At 68.4% G+C, this 18,777-nt stretch carries 11 protein-coding genes; 5 read left to right on the plus strand and 6 right to left on the minus strand.

The window, feature by feature from the left end; translation table 11 throughout:
- The first annotated feature begins 32 nt into the window (after positions 1–32).
- From purN to K340_RS0119965, 3 genes are read left to right on the plus strand one after another with little or no spacing between them, the layout of a single operon-like run.
- Positions 33–695, plus strand: a complete 663-nt coding sequence (gene purN / locus K340_RS0119955; RefSeq protein WP_084614686.1) for a phosphoribosylglycinamide formyltransferase — start codon at positions 33–35, stop codon at positions 693–695.
- Positions 692–2,290 (plus strand): bifunctional phosphoribosylaminoimidazolecarboxamide formyltransferase/IMP cyclohydrolase, encoded by a 1,599-nt coding sequence (gene purH / locus K340_RS0119960; RefSeq protein WP_051266971.1) that lies wholly within the window; start codon positions 692–694, stop codon positions 2,288–2,290. The genes purN and purH overlap by 4 nt, the downstream gene beginning before the upstream one ends.
- Before the next feature lie 19 nt (positions 2,291–2,309).
- On the plus strand, positions 2,310–2,939 hold the full coding sequence (locus K340_RS0119965; protein WP_037365880.1) for a pentapeptide repeat-containing protein: 630 nt from the start codon (positions 2,310–2,312) through the stop codon (positions 2,937–2,939).
- A gap of 15 nt (positions 2,940–2,954) precedes the next feature.
- Here K340_RS0119965 and K340_RS31770 read toward each other — a convergent pair whose 3' ends face one another.
- Both K340_RS31770 and K340_RS0119975 read right to left on the minus strand, forming a co-directional pair.
- Complete coding sequence (locus tag K340_RS31770) at positions 2,955–6,527, minus strand: alpha-N-acetylglucosaminidase TIM-barrel domain-containing protein (protein ID WP_051266974.1); 3,573 nt, start codon at positions 6,525–6,527, stop codon at positions 2,955–2,957.
- A gap of 443 nt (positions 6,528–6,970) precedes the next feature.
- On the minus strand, positions 6,971–7,390 hold the full coding sequence (locus K340_RS0119975) for a VOC family protein (RefSeq protein ID WP_029138008.1): 420 nt from the start codon (positions 7,388–7,390) through the stop codon (positions 6,971–6,973).
- A gap of 150 nt (positions 7,391–7,540) precedes the next feature.
- Between K340_RS0119975 and K340_RS34580 the strand changes: the two genes are divergently transcribed.
- Positions 7,541–12,163, plus strand: a complete 4,623-nt coding sequence (locus K340_RS34580; protein WP_029138009.1) for a GH92 family glycosyl hydrolase — start codon at positions 7,541–7,543, stop codon at positions 12,161–12,163.
- A gap of 308 nt (positions 12,164–12,471) precedes the next feature.
- Here the strand turns inward: K340_RS34580 and K340_RS0119985 are convergent, their stop codons facing one another.
- The 4 genes from K340_RS0119985 to K340_RS0120005 all read right to left on the minus strand — a co-directional run bounded on the left by K340_RS0119985 (position 12,472) and on the right by K340_RS0120005 (position 17,818).
- Positions 12,472–14,781, minus strand: coding sequence for a zinc-dependent metalloprotease (locus K340_RS0119985; protein ID WP_029138010.1), 2,310 nt, complete (start codon positions 14,779–14,781; stop codon positions 12,472–12,474).
- Between the two features lie 93 nt (positions 14,782–14,874).
- Entirely contained in the window at positions 14,875–15,387 is a 513-nt protein-coding gene (locus K340_RS0119990; protein WP_154674376.1) for a hypothetical protein, read from the minus strand.
- Positions 15,388–15,818: 431 nt separating this feature from the next.
- Positions 15,819–16,904, minus strand: a complete 1,086-nt coding sequence (locus K340_RS36065) for a hypothetical protein (protein ID WP_154674377.1) — start codon at positions 16,902–16,904, stop codon at positions 15,819–15,821.
- A complete protein-coding gene (locus tag K340_RS0120005; RefSeq protein WP_154674378.1) occupies positions 16,904–17,818 on the minus strand; it encodes a hypothetical protein in 915 nt (304 codons plus the stop codon). Before K340_RS0120005 ends, K340_RS36065 begins: the two co-directional genes overlap by 1 nt.
- Before the next feature lie 57 nt (positions 17,819–17,875).
- Here K340_RS0120005 and K340_RS0120010 point away from each other — a divergent pair, with 57 nt between their 5' ends.
- Positions 17,876–18,772, plus strand: a complete 897-nt coding sequence (locus tag K340_RS0120010) for a bifunctional methylenetetrahydrofolate dehydrogenase/methenyltetrahydrofolate cyclohydrolase (RefSeq protein WP_029138015.1) — start codon at positions 17,876–17,878, stop codon at positions 18,770–18,772.
- Positions 18,773–18,777: the final 5 nt, after the last annotated feature.

Here is an 18,777-nt window from a genome sequence, read left to right on the forward strand (position 1 = left end):
TTCCAGCAGACCAGCTGAATTCGAGACGAGAGATGCCTGTGATCGAACCCGACGTCAGCCGCGCCCGCAGGGTCGGCAGGGCCCCGGGCGACGGTCGGCTCCGGGTTGCCGTGCTGATTTCCGGCGGCGGATCCAACCTGCAGTCTCTGATCGAGGCTCAGCGCGATCCGGACTACGGCATCGAACTGGTCGTGGTCGGGTCCGACCGGGCTGCCGGCGGCCTCCAGCTGGCCGAGCGCGCCGGCATCCCGACCTTCGTCGAGTCGGTCAGGAGTCATCCGGACCGAGCGGCCTGGGACAGCGCCCTCACCGCCCGGCTGGCGGCGCATCGACCCGAGCTGGTGATCTCGGCCGGATTCCTCAAACTGGTCGGGGCGGACTTTCTGCGCGAGTTCGCCGGCCGGTACCTCAACACCCACAACGCATTGTTGCCGTCGTTCCCCGGCATCCACGGACCGGCCGACGCCCTGGCCTACGGGGTGAAGATCGCCGGCGCCACGCTGTTCTTCGTGGACGAGGGCGTCGACACCGGGCCGATCCTGGCGCAGGTCGCCGTGCCGGTCGAGGACGGCGACGACGTGCACACCCTCACCGAACGCATCAAGGTCGCCGAACGTCGGCAGCTGGTCGATCAGGTCGGACGGCTGGCCCGCCAGGGCTGGACCATCCAGGGCAGAAAGGTCTCCATCCCATGACCAAACCCACCGCCTCCGCCCGGCAGGGCGACGAGGGAGTGCGGCCGGTCCGCCGGGCGCTGGTGTCGGTGTACGACAAAACCGGGCTGACGGAGCTGGCGCAGGCCCTGCACGATGCCGGCGTCGAGATCGTCTCGACCGGGTCGACGGCCACCACCATCGCCGGTGCTGGTGTTCCGGTGACAGCGGTCGAGGACGTCACCGGCTTCGCCGAGATCCTCGACGGCCGGGTGAAGACGTTGCATCCCAAGGTCCATGCCGGGCTGCTGGCCGACACCAGGATTCCCGAGCACCTGAGCACGATCGAGGGCCTGGGGATCGCCCCCTTCGACCTGCTGGTCTCGAACCTCTACCCGTTCCGGGAGACCGTCGCGTCCGGCGCGGGTCCAGACGACGTGGTCGAACAGATCGATATCGGCGGTCCGGCGATGGTGCGGGCGGCAGCCAAGAACCATCCGAGCGTGGCAGTGGTGGTGGATCCGGCCGACTATCCGTCGGTGCGGACGGCGCTGGACGACGGCGGTTTCAGCCTGGCCGAGCGGAAGGCGTTGGCGGCCAAGGCGTTCTCGCATACCGCTTCCTATGACGTTGCGGTGGCGTCGTGGATGGCTACCGTGCTGAGCCCGGACCAGCAGGGCTTCCCGGCGTGGACCGGCGCCACCTGGGAGCGCCAGCACACGCTGCGGTACGGCGAGAACCCGCACCAGTCCGCGGCGCTGTACAAGCACTGGCGGCCGGGGTTGGCGACCGCGACCCAGCTGCACGGCAAGGAGATGAGCTACAACAACTACGTCGATGTGGACGCCGCCTGGCGGGTGGTCACCGACTTCGCCGACCCGGCGGTGGCGATCATCAAGCACGCCAACCCGTGCGGCATCGCGACCGTCCCAGGTGGTGGCGACGATGCGGTGGCGCTGGCACACAGCCGGGCGCTGGCCTGCGATCCGGTGTCCGCGTTCGGCGGAGTGATCGCGGTGAACCGGCCGGTCACCGTAGCGTTGGCCGAGCAGATCGCCGACGTGTTCACCGAGGTGGTGCTGGCGCCGGCCTTCGACGACGACGCAGCCGCGATCCTCAAGCGCAGCAAGAACCTTCGGCTGTTGACCATGCCCGAGGGCGCGGTGCCGGATCCCTGGGAATTCCGGGCCATCTCCGGTGGGATTCTCGCGCAGACCCGCGACAGCATTGACGCACCGGGCGACGACCCGGCGAACTGGACGCTCGCCTGCGGCGAGCCGGCCGACGGGAAGACCCTGGCAGACCTGGCTTTTGCCTGGCGGGCATGCCGCAGCGTGAAGTCCAATGCGATCCTGCTGGCCAGCGAGGCGGCCAGCGTCGGGATCGGGATGGGCCAGGTGAACCGGGTCGACTCGTGCAAGCTGGCGGTGGAGCGCGCGGGGGAGAATGCGGCCGGCTCGGTGGCCGCATCAGACGCGTACTTCCCGTTCGCCGACGGGCCGCAGGTGCTGTTCGACGCCGGGATCCGGGCAGTGGTGCAGCCCGGCGGTTCGGTCCGCGACTCGTTGACCATCGATGCCGCGAACGAGGCCGGGGTGACCATGTACTTCACCGGCACCCGGCACTTCTTCCACTGACCCGTCGGGGGCTGGACTGATGGACCTGACCGAGAAGTCCTACCGGAACGAGGATTTCGTCGAGGTCGACCTGCGGGAGCTGCGGCTGGACGGCGTGACCTTCACCGAGTGCGACTTCGACGGCGCCACCCTCGCCGGCATCCACACGAGCAAGGTGACCTTCGACCGCTGCACGTTCGTCAATGCCGAGCTGTACCGCAGCGAACACCGGACCAGCAGCTTCACCGGCTGCACTTTCGACCGGACCGCCTGGCACAGCAGTGTGCTGGACGGCTGCCGGCTGACCGGGTCGACCTTCACCGACTGCCGGATGGTGCCGATCACCATCACCGACTGCGACCTGACGCTCACCTCATTTGCCGGCGAGAAGCTGGCCGGCACCGATCTGTCCGGCATCCGGCTGCGCGAGGCGAACCTGACCGGGGCCAACCTGAAAGGGTGCAATCTTTCCGGTGCCGACCTGACCAGCGCCCGCACCGGACGAACGGATCTGCGCGAGAGTGATCTGCGCGGCGCCCGGTCGGACGCAGCGCTGTGGGTGAGCGCGCAGCTCGCCGGGGCGATCATCGACCTCGATCAGGCGCTGTTGTTCGCCGGCGCGCACGGTCTGGTGCTCAAGCCGCCGGAGGATCCGACGGTCGGTCGCTGACGGCGTTCCGACCCGTCAGCCCACCGGGGTGCCGTAGACGCTCACCTCGGTCAGGTGGAAGGTGGGGTTGGCCGTGTTGCTGAAGCCGACCACCCGCACGTACCGCGCGCGGGCCTCGGTGACGGCGGTGTCTCCGGCGTCGGTCGCCGCATTCGCGTTGCTCTTGCCGCCCAGGGTGTAGAACGTGCTGCCGTCGAGGCTGCCCTCGAGCCGGTAGGTGTACGACCGGGTCCCGTCGACGTAGTTGCGCACGTTGATCCGTGAGACGTCGTTCACCGCACCGAGATCGACCTGCCACCAGGTGCTGCCGAGGCTCAGCGGGCCACCCCAGTACGGGCTGTTGGTGCGCTTGCCGTCGTTGGCGGCGGTCGCCGGGTGACCGGCCTCGGCGTCCAGGGCCGTGACCGGCTTGCCGACACTCTGCAGCTGGTCGGCCGATCCGTCCCTGGGGGTGTCCGCCGCCGGGGTGAGGTCGGTGAACGAGGCGATCGCCTGCTGGCCGTAGTACCGATCGACCGCGGTGACGAACAGCCCGACGTCCAGGGTGGCGGCGGCATCGGTCAGCGTCGCGGTGCCGACCACCGACCAGTTCTTGCCGTCGCTGCTGCACGACCCGATCAAGCGGTCGTCGTCCTTGCGCAGTCGCAACTGCACCACCGGCGCGAAACCGCCTGTCTCACGGTAGGTGTCGAGTCGTCCGTCACCGTCGGAGTCCCAGCTGAGCATGCAGCCGTGCCCGGGAGTGATCGCCAGATTGGCGTATCCACCTGACCGGTCGACCGACAGGTCGTTGCTGACGATCAGCCCGGAGCGGGTGTACGGCGACGGTCCGTCCTGCTGGGTCACGGTCGTTGCCACCGCCTGCCCGTCGGTCAGCGCGTCGGTGCGGTAGGCGGCCGCGAACTCGTTGGTCTGCTTCCACAGGTCGTCGCCACCGGCGGCGATCGCGATGCCACCGGCGGGCTGGGCGAAGACCGCGTCGGTCGAGGCGATCGTCTCGTAGGGTGCGCCGACCGGCCCGCCGATCAGCAACGACGTTGCGGCCGTGGCGGTATCGGTGCGTCGGCCCGACGACCAGTCCGCGGTCGCGGTGATGGCCGCGATGGCGCCGGCCGGCGCATCGGCCGGCGGACTGACGGTCCACTCGGTGACCAGGGTGCCCGCCGCCGGGACCCGGCCCGCGGTGCTGCCCGTCGATGTCACCCGATAGCCGGCGGGTGCCTGCAGCTTGACCCGGGCACGGCCGCTCGGTTCGTTGACGTTCTTGTTGGTGAAGGTGGTGGTCACCGTGGCCGACTGCCCGGGGGAGATGCCGCGCTGCCCGGCGGCGACGGTCAGCTCCCCGGCCGGAATGCCGGCGATCTCGGTGGCCAGCGCGTAGGCCGAGCCGCGCGGATGGGACGGGAACCGGGTGTCCGCGTGGGCCCAGTTCTCGGCAACCGCCTTCCAGTCGATGACCGCCGGTGCTTTCCCGGTCCGGATCGAGGTCGAGATGCTGTCGAAGTACTGCTGCCAGCGGGATCCGTAGTAATCGCCGACCAGGCCGTTCCATTCGCGGCGCGCATAGTCCTGCAGGTCGGAGTCGGCCGACCAGAGGGTGACCAGCGACTTGAGGTTGTACTGCAGGGTGGCATTCTCGGCCGGCGTGGCCGCCTGCCGGGCCGCTTCCTGTTGCCAGCTACCCAGCAGGAAGTTGCTGTCGGTGCCGAGCAGACGGTCCATCAGATGCAGTTGATCCATCCACTGGCCGGTGAGCCGCCGGAAGGCGGTCAGGTCGCGGTTGTCTGCGGCCTGCTTGATCTTCGGCAGCAGCAAGCGGCTGTGGTTGGCCAGCACCTGCCGGGCCACGTCGACCAGATCGTAGCGGTAGGCGTCCGAGTGCCGCAGCCGCGGGGCGACCTGCAGGAGTTCTCCCAAGGCGCTGTCAAATGTCGGAATGTCGTACTGCAGCGGGGTTCCGGTGTTGCCGAGGCCGGGCTGGTCGTCGAACAGACCGGTCACGTGCCGGGTGTCCTTGCCGGCCGGCCAGCTGTAGGCGGTGTCGGCGATCGTCCGCCAGGCGGCGCTCGCGTGCGGGTCCACCGCGCCGTAGCGGGCGGTGGCGTAGTCGTCGAACCAGTTGTGCAGGTCGACCGGGGCGTCCTCCCAGGGCAGGTCGGTGAAGAAGGCGACGGCCGCCGGATTGTTGTCGATTGCTTCCGGCATCAGCGCGATGCCGTTCATCGCGGTGCCGGGCTTGCTCAGCATGGCGTGGAACTTCTCGTTCCAGACCGTCAGCCCGGCTCCGATGTTGACGTGACCGCCAAAGTTCCAGATGGTGCCGAATGCCCAAGGGGTGCCGAAGAAGTCGGCGTCCCGGTCGGTGATGTTGGGCTGTTCGGTGATGCCGTCGACGATGAACATCTTCGACCGGTCGATCGCCTGCAGGGTGGCCGGCAGCGGGTTCTTCTGCCAGCCGAGGATGGTCCAGATCGCGCCCGGGTGTGCGGTCTCCAGCGCCCGCTGGACTGCCCGGGACGCGTCGGGAACGTCGACGTCACCGGCCTTGCCGCCCTCGTGCAGCAGGTCCATCTTGTACATCGTGCTCGGGCCGAACAGCTCGGTCTGTTCACGGTAGAAGGTGGCGGCGACCTGGGCGAACAGCGGATCGGTCGGATCGAGCCAGTCCGGGCGCTCGAGCTGGTTCCAGGTGCCCTGTACAACGGTGTGTGCTCCGGGGTTGCGCACCTCGAAGTCGGTGGGCACGGTGCCGAAGTAGCCGGGCAGCACCGGCGTCATCCCCAGACTGCGCAGTCGGTCGGTGATCTGCCGGCCGAGTTGGATGCGTTGGTCGATCAGCTGCTGCGAGATGGGGCCGTCGGTGCAGCACATGTTCTGCAGCAGCCACCAGGCCTGGTGCCCGGGCTGCGGTATCCAGTTCCGCATGTCCTGGGCGGAGTAGCCGAAGTGTTGGAACGTCTGCTGGTAGACGGCGTCCTGGCCCTCGTAGACCAGCACCTCGTTGATGCCGTGGAGCGCCAGCACATCGATCCGGTGCTGCCAGGAGTCCCAGCTGAGGTACGGACCGGCGTAACCCTCGTTGGTGTCGTTGAGCGCGAACCGGTTGTCGACCGAGGAGTTCTTCTCGATCGGGCTGCCCGGCAGCGGTAGCTGCTGGGGCAGGTCGAGCTGCGAGCCGTTGATCGAGACGTCGGCGTGCGCGACGGTGCGCAGGTAGTACCCGAACCCGGTCAGCTGTACGGCCGGCGAGGTGCCCTCGATGACGAGTCGTCCCTGGTCGGCGTAGACCCGGAAGTGGTCGGGGCCAGCACCTTTGGCCACCGCACGCAGGCTGACCTGCGATGCCCGATGCCTGCCGATCAGCCGGTTCACCGCGTCGGCGGCGGGCCGGCTGTCAAACGGTGCTGCTGGTGACGTCGTGGTCGGTGCCGTAGAGGTCGCGGCGGTCAGCGACGGATCCGGCCCGGTGGCCGCGGCGGCTGCCGGTGCGGTGACCAGGCCGAGCACCACCGCGGCGGCGACTCCCACCCCGAGCAGCCGACGGATTCCTCGACGGTGACCGAGCAGGTTTGCGATGTTGGCCGGCATGGTTGCGCCCTCCACGTTGTCACAGTTATTCGTAAGAACCTTTCGTAATCAGGTCAGAACTACACGCTGCTCACCGGGCGGTCAAGAGCCGGTCGGTGGAACTTGGAGAATGCGGGGTGACCGGGCGTGAACGATCCTGGTCAGCCGTCCCGCACCCCCCGTAGGCGTAGCGGGGTTGTCCCGCACCCCCGTGGGCGTAGCGGGGTTGTCCCGCACCCCCGTGGGCGTAGCGGGGTTGTCCCGCACCCCCGTGGGCGTAGCGGGGTTGTCCCGTACGTCCAGGTCGCGCGGATGACGCGGATGACGGAGATGACACGGACTCGGCCGGTACCGGACCTGGCTGCGGTCACCGGCTCTGCTCCTGCCTGGCGGAAACCGCCGGTGGCCTGTTCTCGCGTCAGACCCTCGTGCAGGTGTGGGACGAGTGATCTCGGCGCCGCCGGTTACGACCTGGCGGCCCGGCCCGGCTCGAGCCGCGCTTCGTCGCGGGTCGGCTGGAACAACTCCACCAGGTTGCCCGACGGGTCCTGGACCAGGATCTGCCGCCCGCCGATGCCCTCCACCACCTCGTTGCGGAATGCCGCCCCGGCCGTGCGCAGGGCAGAGACGGTGGCCTCGAGGTCGTCGACTTCGAGCATCAGTCGGTTCCAGCCGCCGGGCTTGGGCACGGTGCCGTCCGGCATCGACTGGCCGCCGCCGCCCTGTCCGCTCGGCGCGCTCAGCACCAGCCGCAGTTCGCCCCTGCTGAGCATGGCGAAGGACGGGGCCGGATGCATCACCTCGGTGAAGCCCAGCTGGTCGCAGTAGAACCGCAACGCGGTAGCCACGTTGTCGACGATGTACCGGACACTGACCGAGGCCACCGGTCCAGATTAGCGCCGCCGTGACGGTGAGAGGGTTTGACGCACATCCGGCGAGTGCGTACATTTCCTGCCATGACAACGTTGTCGGACGCGAGGTCCGCCTTGAGGTTACGCCGATCTGCTCGCAGTCCGCACTCGCGACGTGCTGCGGTGCCTGCGGTGCTCGCGCTGCTGGCGTCCGTCATCCTGGCGCCGCTGGCCGGCCCGGTGAGTACCGCACAGGCGGCGACCGGCACAACCAACCCGTCCGACGCCGACTACGCGCAGTACGTCAACCCGTTCATCGGGACGCAGGGCGACCACGGACAGGACGGGCCGGGCGCCTTCGCGCCATACGGGCTCGCCACCGTCACCCCGACCACGACGTCCGGGAACCATGTCGGCTACGAGTACACCGCGGGCACACTGCTGGGCTTCACCAACGTCGCCCTCGACGGCGTCGGCGGTGGCGGCGGAGCCGGCGACGTCCTGGTCGTACCGACCTATCAGAGTTACACGTCGCGTCCCTCGACCAGCAGCTACGGCAAGTCGATCCGGAGCAGCGATGGCGTCAAGGACGAGAAGGCGACGGCCGGCTACTACCAGGTCGGTCTGGACGAGTCCGGCAAGGACATCGACGCCCAGGTGACCGCCGCGACGCGGACCGGCGTCCACGACTACGCCTTCGGCTCCGCGGGCAACGCGTCGCTCGTCGTCGATCTCCAGCACACCGGAAACGGGCGTAAGGCAACCGATCTGAAGATCGGCACCAGCCCGGACGGCAACACAACGATCTCGGGGTCGTTCACCGGCTTCTTCTACAACTCGGCCTACCGGCTGTTCTATTACGCGGAGACGACGGTCCCGACCTCTTCCGTCCAGACCTGGGGTACCGCCGGACTCAGCTCCACCGCGACCACTCAGGACGGCACGGACATCGGAGCGATCCTCAACTTCGATGCCGCGGCGGGGGAGCACGTCGGCCTGCGGGTGACCCTCTCGCCGATCAGCGCCGAGCAAGCGCAGCGCGACGCCGCCGTCGAGGTCGGCGGCAAGACGTTCGAGCAGATCCGCACCGCTACCAAGGCCGAGTGGAACGCCCGCCTGGGCAAGGTCGACGTCGACGCGACCACCACCAACGACCCGACCGGCGACCTGAAAACCGAGTTCTACACGCATCTTTACCGGCTCGCCGACTCCCCGATGAACGCCACCTCGACCGACGGGACCTACCGCGGGGCCGACGGCGTGATCTACCCGGCGGACGGCTACACGCACTACGACTCGTGGTCGCTGTGGGACGACTTCCACAAGTACGCGGCCGTCGCCTCGGTCTATCCCGACGTCTACCGCGACGTCGTCCAGTCGCTGGTCGACCTCTACGCCGAAGTGACCACGAGCGGCAAGGGGTCCGTCAAGGCACTGCTGCAGTCCGTCCCGACGGTGCGCTGGGAGCGCGCCCCGGTGGTGGTGGCCGACGCGATCTCCAAGGGCGTCCAGCTGCAGGGCCTCGAGCAGGCGTACCCCGCACTCGTTGCGCAGACCGGGAATTCGGCGAGTCTGACGAACCTCGACTCCGTCAACGGCGGTGTCCTCGGCTACTCGTATGACGCGTACGGCCTGTCGGTGATCGCCGATGCGATCGGCAAGACGTCCGAGGCGGAGCAGTACCGTGCCGAGGGTGCGCGCTGGGCCAAGGCGTTCGACTCAGACGCCCTGCGGAACGACAGTCACGCGAAAGCGGCGACCGGCGTCGCCGCCGGGGTTGACCAGGTCGGTCTGATGATGCCGCGTTCCAGCAACAGCGACACGGCCGGCTTCACCGTGAAGGACCCGGAGAGCTATTCGGGCAGCGGCCTCTACCAGGGCACGCTCTGGCAGTACAACTGGTACGACGCCCAGGATCTCGGCGGCATGGTCGAGATGATGGGCGGCAAGGACGACGCCGCGAAGGCGGTGAACTTCTTCTTCGGCAACCAGGCACCGGACGACTGCTCGCGCAACCTTCACCTGTTCGCGAACGAGATCTCGGTGCACGCGCCATTCCTGTTCAACTACGTCGGGCAGCCCTCGCGTACGCAGGACTGGACCTACCGGGCGGTCACCGAACCGGTCTGCGTGCGCTACAAGGCCGACGGCAACGGGGAGACCACCCCTGGCAAGCGGATGGTCTTCCAGAACTCGCCCGACGGCATGCTCCAGACGATGGACAACGACGCCGGCACGATGTCCGGGTACTTCGTGTCCAGCGCGATCGGCCTCTATCCGGTGATGGCCGGCGGCGACTCCTTCCAGATCAGCACGCCGATCTTCGACCGGACGACGATCCACTACCCCGGCGGCAAGGACCTCGCCATCGAGGCGCCCGGCGTCAGCACAGCGAACCACTACATCCAGCGCGCGACGTTCAACGGTCGGGCGCTGAACCGGACCTGGCTGACCGCCGCCGAGATGAACGCCGGCGGCGTGCTGCACTTCACCATGGGCCCGAGCCCTTCTTCCTGGGGCGCAGACGGTCTCGCGTCAGACTCGTTGAACGACCACGTCAGCAGCGCCCTGTACTACCCGTCGGACACCGTCGCTACGGCGACGCAGGTATTCACCGAGTCGGACGCGAACGACGGAACGATCGGCAACCCGATCCCGGTGCAGGTCAGCGGAACGACGTTCGTCGGCGCGGTCGGCGCCGACCTGACCTCTCAGGTCGTGGCCACCGGCGTGCCCAAGGGGCTGACGCTGACGGCGACCAAGACCGGGCCGAGCACGATGGACCTGACCCTCGCCGGGCGGGCGGATCATCAGCTGGTCGACGACTCGACCGACAACCTCGCCGTGACGCTGGCCGCCGGTGCCTTCGCCGGCACCCCGCCGAGTGACGCCGACCGGGCGGTGCTGCTCAAGGTCCGCTTCGCCGGCTTTCGCGTCACGCCGAGCGCAACCACCCTCGCCGTGGGTGCGAATGGGTTGGTGCACACCAGCATCGATCTGAAGCTGAGCGGCGGCGTGACGTTCGCCGGCAAGCAGCACGGGACCCTCCCGAATGCGATCACGTTCCCCGGCCTCGATCCCGGCATCAACGTCCGCGTCACCAAGACCGGTGCCAGCACCGCCACCGTCACCTTCGTCGGCAGGCTGCGAACCCCGTCGAACTCCAGCCCGCACTTCACCATGCTGCTCGCCGACACCGCGCTCAGCGGCGCCACCGCGGCCCAGCTGACCGGTGCCGGAACGACGGCGCTCGACCCGTTCACCCTCGCAGTCCCGAGCACCACGCGCGCCGACCTGCAGGCACTGTTCGACGACGCGCGGCTGGTGACCGCCGACAGCTACTCGGCCGGCTCGTTCGCTACGTTCGAGTCCGCGGTCGCCGGCGCCAAGGCGGCGCTGGACGACAAGGCATCGTCGGAGTACGACCTCTCAGCCGCGCTCGCCGTCCTGCGGGCCGCCGTCGGCGGCCTGCAGATCGGCGGGGACAGTTACCGATTGCTGCAGGCCGAGAGCAACGACCTGTGGTCCGGTGGGACGCTGAAGACGGAAAGTGGCGGCAGTGGAACCGATGTCGGCGGTGTCGCGCCGGGGTCGTGGCTCGCGTTCCGCGGGCTCGACTTCTCCGCTTCCCCGCTCCAGTCGGTGGTGATCGACTACTCGCACAACCCCGGGACCGCGTCGGCGAACTCCGCCGTGGAGATCCACACCGGATCGGCGACGGGCCCGCTGGTCACCACGATCGCGCTGCCCACCACGAACGGTTGGGCGAACTACACCGCGCTCGAGCACACCTTCACCTCGGACGAGGCAGCCAGGCTCGGCGGCGTCAACGACGTCTACTTCGTCTTCACCGGTGACCTGGCCGGTGGCAAGAGTTGGATCGCGAACCTCGACTGGTTCCAGTTCCGGGCCGCCGCGGACACCACCGAGACTGCGAAAGCCGTTCAGTTCGAGTCGATCCGCAGCGGCTACGGCATGCTGAATGCCGCCGACTCCGGACTCGTCTCCGGTGTCGACTACTCGGGTGCCGACCTCAAGACCGAGGCCGGGAGCGTCGGTGGCCAGCTGGCCGGCACCAAGAACGGACAGTGGGTCCGGTACTCCGGCGTCGACCTGGGGTCGCATCACGCCACCACGCTCAGCGTGCGCTACGACGCGCCGACCAGCAGGGTGGCCGACGCCAAGCTCGCGGTCTACGTCGACTCGATGACGGGCGACCCCTTCGTCACCGTCGACCTCCCGGCCACCGGCTCGGGGTGGGGCACCTACGGCACGGCGACCGTGACGCTCCCGGCGGAGCTCACCGGGAACCACGCTATCTACTTCGCGTTGCAGAGCACGCCGACGGCAAGCCAGCCGTACGTCGGCAACCTCGACTGGTTCGCGCTGGGCTACGCAGTCGACAAGACGGCGCTGCACGCGGCGATCACGAAGTACACGGGTCTCGCCGCCGACGGCAGCCGTTATCTCGCAACGGATTTCGGTGTCTTCACCCGGGCTTTCGAGGCAGCTCAGGCGGTCGCTGCTGATCCGGCCGCCACTGCGGATCAGGTCAAGGAGGCCCTGCGAGTGCTGCGGGCGTCGGCAGACCAGCTGCAGTGGAAGGTGATCAAGCAGCTGGCCGACTGGCTGCCGACGGCGCAGGCCGTCCAGCAGGGCGACGTCACCCCGAAGTCCTGGGTGAGGCTGCAGGCCGCGGTCTCCGCAGCCGAGGCGCTCGACGCAGCGACGAGCAGCTACCACGACTACTCGGCCGCCCTGTCCGACCTGATCTGGGCCTACCAGCATCTGGTCCTGCGCAGGTAGCCGTAGCGGGGTTGTCCCGCATGCGTAGCGGGGTTGTCCCGCATGCGTAGTGGGCTTGTCCTGGATCGGCCAGGCAGCGGGGCTCTTGCGCACTCTTGGCGCGGCCGATCTCAAACCCCCGCCGAACTGGAATCCGCGCCGACGATGTGTGTGCCGAGTACGCGACTCGGATCGGGGAGACGTGCCGACGGCGCCCTCATCGCTGCCATCGCACAAGCGGCCGAGGTGACCGTGGCGACGCGGAACATCAAACACTTTGAACCACCGGGCGTCCCATGCTTCGACCCGTGGGCGTCCTCGAGTCTGCGTTAGATCGGCGTTCCCACCGGCGCTTCGGGTAGCGGATCGTCGACGGCCATCGCCGCGTCCACCAAAGATTCCCACTTCTTGCGCAGCAGCCGGGAGGCGATCTCGACGTCCTCGAGCTCGTGCAGGATCGAGAACCGGGCGTGCACATGAAGAGTGGTCGAGGTGACCGACATCCGGAACCTGGCGATGATCGCCCAGGCGATCAGCGTCGCGGTGTCGTCAGCCCCGTCCCGCCCGACGGCGCCGCGGGTGTCGATGGTCCGCAGTGCGCCGCGCACGGTTTCCTCGAGCAGTTCCCGGAGTACTGCCGTTGATTGCTCGACCACCCGGTTGAGCCGCTCCGGCGCCAACAGCGCACCGAGCACCGCGTCTGCGCCGGCCCGGACGATCGACGGCACGTCGACCATTCCGCTCAGCCGGTTCTCGAACCCGCCGGGCTTCTCGCTGACCCCGCCCGACGGCGGCACCAACAGCGGCACGATGTGCGCCGGCACCTCCAGGAACTCCGGGGAGAAGAGGTCGGCCACCGCGCGCAGCGCCTCGAGCTGCTGATTCTCCGGCACCGATTCCCAGGCACCAGCGAACCCGCCGGAGGAGTCGACCTCCTCGGTCTGTGCGTATTTCCGCCGCGTCCCGCCCACCGATTTGAGGACGGACACCGCGTGGAACCGATGCACCAGATACAGCAGGCGGAACCGGCGGGCGATCTCGTTGGAGTCCTCACCCGCCGGGGCGTTCGCGGCGGAGAACGACGCCAGCGCGGCCCGCCGGACGCCCACGGTGCGGGCCAGCGTCTCCCGCGGATCGCCGCCGGCCTTCCAGGTCGAGCCACGGGCATCCGATTGTTGCTCCAGCCGGGAATCCGCATCGGTGACGAAGTCGAGGGTGTCCGCCTCGCAGCCAGGCGCTCCCGCAGGGTCGAGCAGGTGTGGGGCGTAGAGCGCCGCGACGAGCCGATAGTCCCACGGGCCCAACCCATCCGGGTAAGCGCGGCCGGGAGCCCCTGCGGTTCCGACGATCACCCGGCCGTCGTCAGCCACGTCGAAAATCGGTCCGGGATAGTCCATCACGGACAGCTGCGGATGCCATTGGGTCGCGAAGTTGTGGGCGAATCCCAAGGAGTGCCCGACCTCGTGGGCAGCCAGCTGGCTGAGTCGTTGCAGCAGAACGGCTTCGACCTCGTCGTGCCGGGCGTCGGCCTCGCCGAGGACAGCCTGCGCGATCGCCCGCACCTCCTCGATCCTCTGCGATCCCAGTCGCACGCAGCCCTTGAGGATCTCGCCGGTGCGCGGGTCGGCATGGATGCCGCCGAACGACCAGCCGCGATCCAACCGATGAGTCCAGGTGATGGTGCCGAATCGCGGGTCGAACAGATCCTCGCCGTCCGGGCAGACTTCCACCCGATAGGTGTCCGGGAAACCGGCGCGGGCGAAGGCGTCCTGCCACCAGTTGGCGCCGGTGAGGATCGCCGACCGGTACGGCTCCGGCACCGCCGCGTCCAGCCGGAAGATGATCGGCGCGTTGTCGCTGCCCGGGGTCAGCCGGAATGCCGGCGCCAGCGCCTCGCGGGCGTCCTGCTCGCCGATCCGGTCGAACCGATGCACCTCCAGGTGTCCGATCGATCCCTGCCGCGGATGCAACGGCATCGGGGCAAAGCCCGGTCGGGGCAACGGTTGCAGAATGATCCGCTGCGTGACGGACAAGCTGTCGCCAGGAGCCGGGTACCCGCGGTTCGTCGGCCCTGCGGCGGGCTCGCCAGAGGCGGTCGGCTCGGGCGGTCGGGGTGCCTCGGTGGGTACGCCGTAGCTGACGACGGCATCGATCACCAGGTTGTCGTCATACCAGCGGCGCTGAACGATCCGGCTGAGATCCGGCCGCGCAGCGTAGGCGATCTTGTGGTGGTTGGTGAGGATCTGCGCGACCTGGAAGTGGTCCAGCAGCGCCAACAATGACGGGTCCAGGGTGTCGGTCGGCTGAGTGTCCGGCAGCGCCGGGACGGTGGCCAGCACCGACTCGGCGAACGAGTCGCGGGCAGCGACGGTGGCCGGGTCAGCCGTCGCATCACCGGACGTAGTGGCTGACGTCTCGCTGAGCCCGTAGGTCACGTTCTCCAGCGCGACTACCCAACCGTCATCGGTGCTGTCGACCCGGCAGACCCGGCTCGGTCCCGACTGCCCACGGTCCACCCCGATGCCGGCTACGCCGATGCCCTGAATGACGTGGGTGTGCAGCAGGAACCGGCGGGAGCCGGTGAGCGGCCAGAGCGGCGCGCGATCGGTCTGGGCGGCAGGAGATTCGGCTGACGACACGGGAAGACCTGCTTTCACCAGGGAACGATTGGGACGTCCGGCGAGTCAATCACACCCGTTCCAGACCTAGCGCGGTTGTCCCGGTCGGCGGCATCAGCCCTTCGTCAGCCAGAGCACGGGCTTCTTGAAGTACTCGTCGTCGCTGGTGCCGCCGTTCGGAACCGAGTCGTCCCGGATGAAGGCGGCGCCGACCAGCGTCGTGCCCGGCTTCGCCAGCGCGATCGTGCAGGTCTTCTGCCTGTCGCCGACGGTCGGTTTCGTGAGGACGAAGGAGCCGGTGCAGTCGGCACTCAGTTCCTTCACCCCGAAAGTGCCGGCCGCGCCGGCCCCGTCGTTCTGCACACCGACCACCGCCGCAGTGGCAATACTGTCGCCGGCCGTGCCGAGCACGGCGAGCACCTCGAGCGTCCCGTGGACGTAGTAGACGGTGCCGCCCTGGTACTCCGTGGCGTTCGACAGCTTCTTCAGGATCGCCTGGTCGCCCTGTTCGATCTCCGTCACCGCAATCTTCAGGTAGGTCGACCCGTTCGCCATTCCGGTGACGCCGATGCCGACCTGGGCCACCATCGGTGCGCCGATGGCGAGCCGGGTACCGGGCTTGGTCACCTTCGGCAGGTTGGCTGGTACGGATGGCTTAGCGGCTGACGTCGTCGGTGACGATGCCTGGGATGTCGACTTCGACGACGTGTTCTGGGCGGAAACCGCAGACGGTGATGTCGCTGACTCTGGGTCCGATGTCCCAGTGGAGGCAACATCCTCCGAAGGTGGCGCCGTGGTGACTACCGACGATCCGGCGCCGGGCGAGGTCGGAGCAGCGACCGACGCGGGGGAGGCCGCCGCGGCCTCCGGTGTTCCATCGACGCCGGAGCAGCCCGCGACAGACAGCAGAACGAGGGCCACCGCAGCGGCGCTCAATGATCGGACAGGGCTGATGGCGAGGTGAGTCATGGCATCGATTCTGCCTAACCGGCGGTCGTGCGGGCGCCGGGGAGACGGTGCGATGGCTGCGGACTGGGTGTCGGTCGACCGGCCGGCATTCAGCAGCGCTTGGTCGTGGCGGGTAAGGGGCTGTTGGGGCTGTCGACCAGGACGCCTCGGAGTTCGCCGACCTCGACGGCGGTGGTGCCGGAGGTCTGCAGGGTGGTGGTTCCGCCGACACCGACGTTGGAGGTCCAGGTGACCTGCCAGGTGGCGCGGGCAGTGACGGTCCAGCTGCCGCGGTTGCCGGTGCGCTCGCAGCTGGACTTCCAGATGAATTCGTAGCTGCAATCGCCCACGCTGGCGCTCGGGTCAGTGGGCTGGGCGTCGGTATCCGGTGGGGCAGTGCCGGCGCCGTCGCAGCTGACGCTGGCGTGCTGCTGCTGACGCAGCCCGGTGGGTCTGTCGATCGGTTCGCCCATGTCCCAGGTGGTCTTCTGCAGGGTCGCCACCGCGTCGACCTGAACGCCGCGGAGCGCCACGCTGGAGGTGAGGTCCGTCGGCGCCTGCCCGGTGGTGGGATCGGTGACCCACATCCACAGCGGGCGATGCACGATTGCCTGTTCCGCGTCGGGTCCCAGGTGTGGTTCGGGTGCGGGGATCGGTAGTAGCGCTGTTGCTTCCTCGGCGAGGTCTTCCGGATTCGGCGGAGGTGGAGGCGGCGGTGCTGGGGCGCCATTCGCGACAAAGACCGATTCCTCTTGTTGGATCTCGGTCAGCTCTTGGTTCCCAATATCCAATGCCTGTGGGCAGAACGGGGTGACGACATACCCATCGTTTGCTCGATGGCCTTTCAGGCGAGGATCGCCGTCCTCGACGTTGGTGGCAGTACGGTAGGTGCACGGATCTACTACCTTCGGTCCTGACTGGCCGGCGTCGATGTGTCCCTTTCCGTCGGTGCTGCCCCCAGCGAGGATGATGCTTCCGTCGGAAGTACGCAGGAACCGAATCGTCGAGGCAAAATCGTTGCTGTTTAGCAGCTTTCGGGCGTCGACGCTAGATCCAGCAACCGCGCAACCACCGTTTGCCTGAGGCTCCATGCCGGTCGGGCAGGTGGCGCGTATGGCACCGGCCACCACCGGGGCCGCGACGATCGATCCGGCGATGACGAGGCAGGCAACGAGACAAAGTCGTTGGCGCCCCATTAGCATTTGACGTTCTCCAGAACCAGAACAGCTGCTACCTTCCAGACTCCTATTGACGTTCGCCTTAGCGTGGGTTGAATCTTCACGCGATCTGAGCCCACCGATAGTTGCTGGCCGGTCTTTGAGTCTGCTAAGCCAAACTTCGATTGGTCCTGGCAGTCGGTGATAACCGCCTCGTCTGCTCGATCGATCGGTAGTGGCCAGGCAATGCGATGGACGACCGGCCCGGAATTGTTGACGCCCTCCTTGTCCGCGTTTGCCGCAATCTTGATCAACATTGCTAGTTCAGGGTCCACCGCAACTGTGGCGTACTTCGCTGCCCGCTGGGCCTTGGGAACGTCAGCAAGCTTGGCGTAGACGTCCCAGTACTTCAGCCACGCCGCTTCGACTGCCTTGCGATCGGCGGCCTCCGCTGCCGAAACACCGCCGGTCTTGGTCGGCGCGCTCGCCGAATTGCCGGGGCTGTCCGTCGAGTCGGTTGCCTTCGACGTCGTCGGCGGTTGAGTCGTCACCCCCGTCGCTGTTCCTCCGCCGGTCGAGGTCCGCGATGTCGGCGCGGTCGTCACTGTCTTGCTGACGGTCGACGGGCCTGATGCTGTCGGATCGGACGATCCGGTCGAATCGCCACGGGTGCTGCCGGAGGTTGCGGGCGCCGAGCTGGAGGCCTCGGTGCGTCCGACGAACGAGCCGCCGGGGGTCAGCGGGGCGGAGGTCGGGGTGGCGTCATCCCCGGTGGTGCAGCCCGACAGCACCAGCGCGAGCGCGACAACAGTCGCTGCGGCAGCCGTCAGCCGTGTTCGTCCCACCTGTCCGGTCCTGCGAATCCGCACATTCCCTCCCTGAGCCACCCCGTGGTCGACGACCATCTTCGCCCATCCGGGCGATCCACGCCGCCGCTTGTCCACAAACTGCACCTTCGGAGCACCCGGGCGCTACCTGGGGCCATACCCAACCATGGCAAGATCGGGGCCGTGACGGCGACCATTCTGGACGGCAAGGCGACCCTGCGATCCATCAAGGAGGAGCTCCGGACCAGAGTGCAGGCGCTCGCGGCCCGAGGCGTCGTACCCGGCCTTGGCACGGTGCTGGTCGGCGACGACCCCGGCAGCCGGATCTACGTCGGCCTCAAGCACAAGGACTGCGCAGAGATCGGGATCAATTCGATCCAGCGCGAATTGCCCGCCACCTCCACCCAGGACGACGTGCATGCGGTGGTCGACGAGCTGAACGCCGATCCGACCTGCCATGCGTTCCTGGTGCAACAGCCCACCGGCCTGGACGAGTTCGCCATCCTGGCCAGGGTCGATCCGGCGAAGGACGTCGACGGGCTGCACCCGTTCAACCTCGGCTCGGTGGTGCTCGGCGAGCCGGCCCCGGAGTCGTGCACGCCGGCCGGAATCATCGAGCTGCTCCGCCGCTTCGAAGTGCCCATCGCGGGTGCGCACGCGGTGATCGTCGGCCGGGGCATCACCGTCGGCCGCCCGCTCGGGCTGCTGCTGTCCCGGCGCAGCGAGAACGCCACCGTCACCATGTGCCACACCGGCACCCGCGACCTCGCCACCCAGGTCCGGCAGGCCGACATCGTGGTCGCCGCCGCCGGCGTGCCGGGCATCATCACCGCCGACATGGTCAAGCCGGGCGCCGCGGTGCTGGACGTCGGGGTCAGCAAGATCGACGGGAAGATCGCCGGTGACGTGGCCAAGGATGTGGTCGAGGTGGCCGGTCACTTCGCGCCGAACCCCGGTGGCGTCGGGCCGATGACCAGGGCAATGCTGCTGGTCAACGTGGTCGCCGCCGCCGAACGGGCCGCCGACGCCGCCGAACAGGCATCCGGCGCCACTCACGCAGCCGCTCCGGCCGCGGGCTGACCCCC

Source organism: Nakamurella lactea DSM 19367, from assembly GCF_000426645.1.
Classification (GTDB): domain Bacteria; phylum Actinomycetota; class Actinomycetes; order Mycobacteriales; family Nakamurellaceae; genus Nakamurella; species Nakamurella lactea.

Coding starts and splice junctions, on each gene's coding strand:
- purN (WP_084614686.1), top strand. CDS start 33: ATGCCTGTGATCGAACCCGACGTCAGCCGCGCCCGCAGGGTCGGCAGG.
- purH (WP_051266971.1), top strand. CDS start 692: ATGACCAAACCCACCGCCTCCGCCCGGCAGGGCGACGAGGGAGTGCGG.
- K340_RS0119965 (WP_037365880.1), top strand. CDS start 2,310: ATGGACCTGACCGAGAAGTCCTACCGGAACGAGGATTTCGTCGAGGTC.
- K340_RS31770 (WP_051266974.1), bottom strand. CDS start 6,527: ATGCCGGCCAACATCGCAAACCTGCTCGGTCACCGTCGAGGAATCCGT.
- K340_RS36065 (WP_154674377.1), bottom strand. CDS start 16,904: ATGGGGCGCCAACGACTTTGTCTCGTTGCCTGCCTCGTCATCGCCGGA.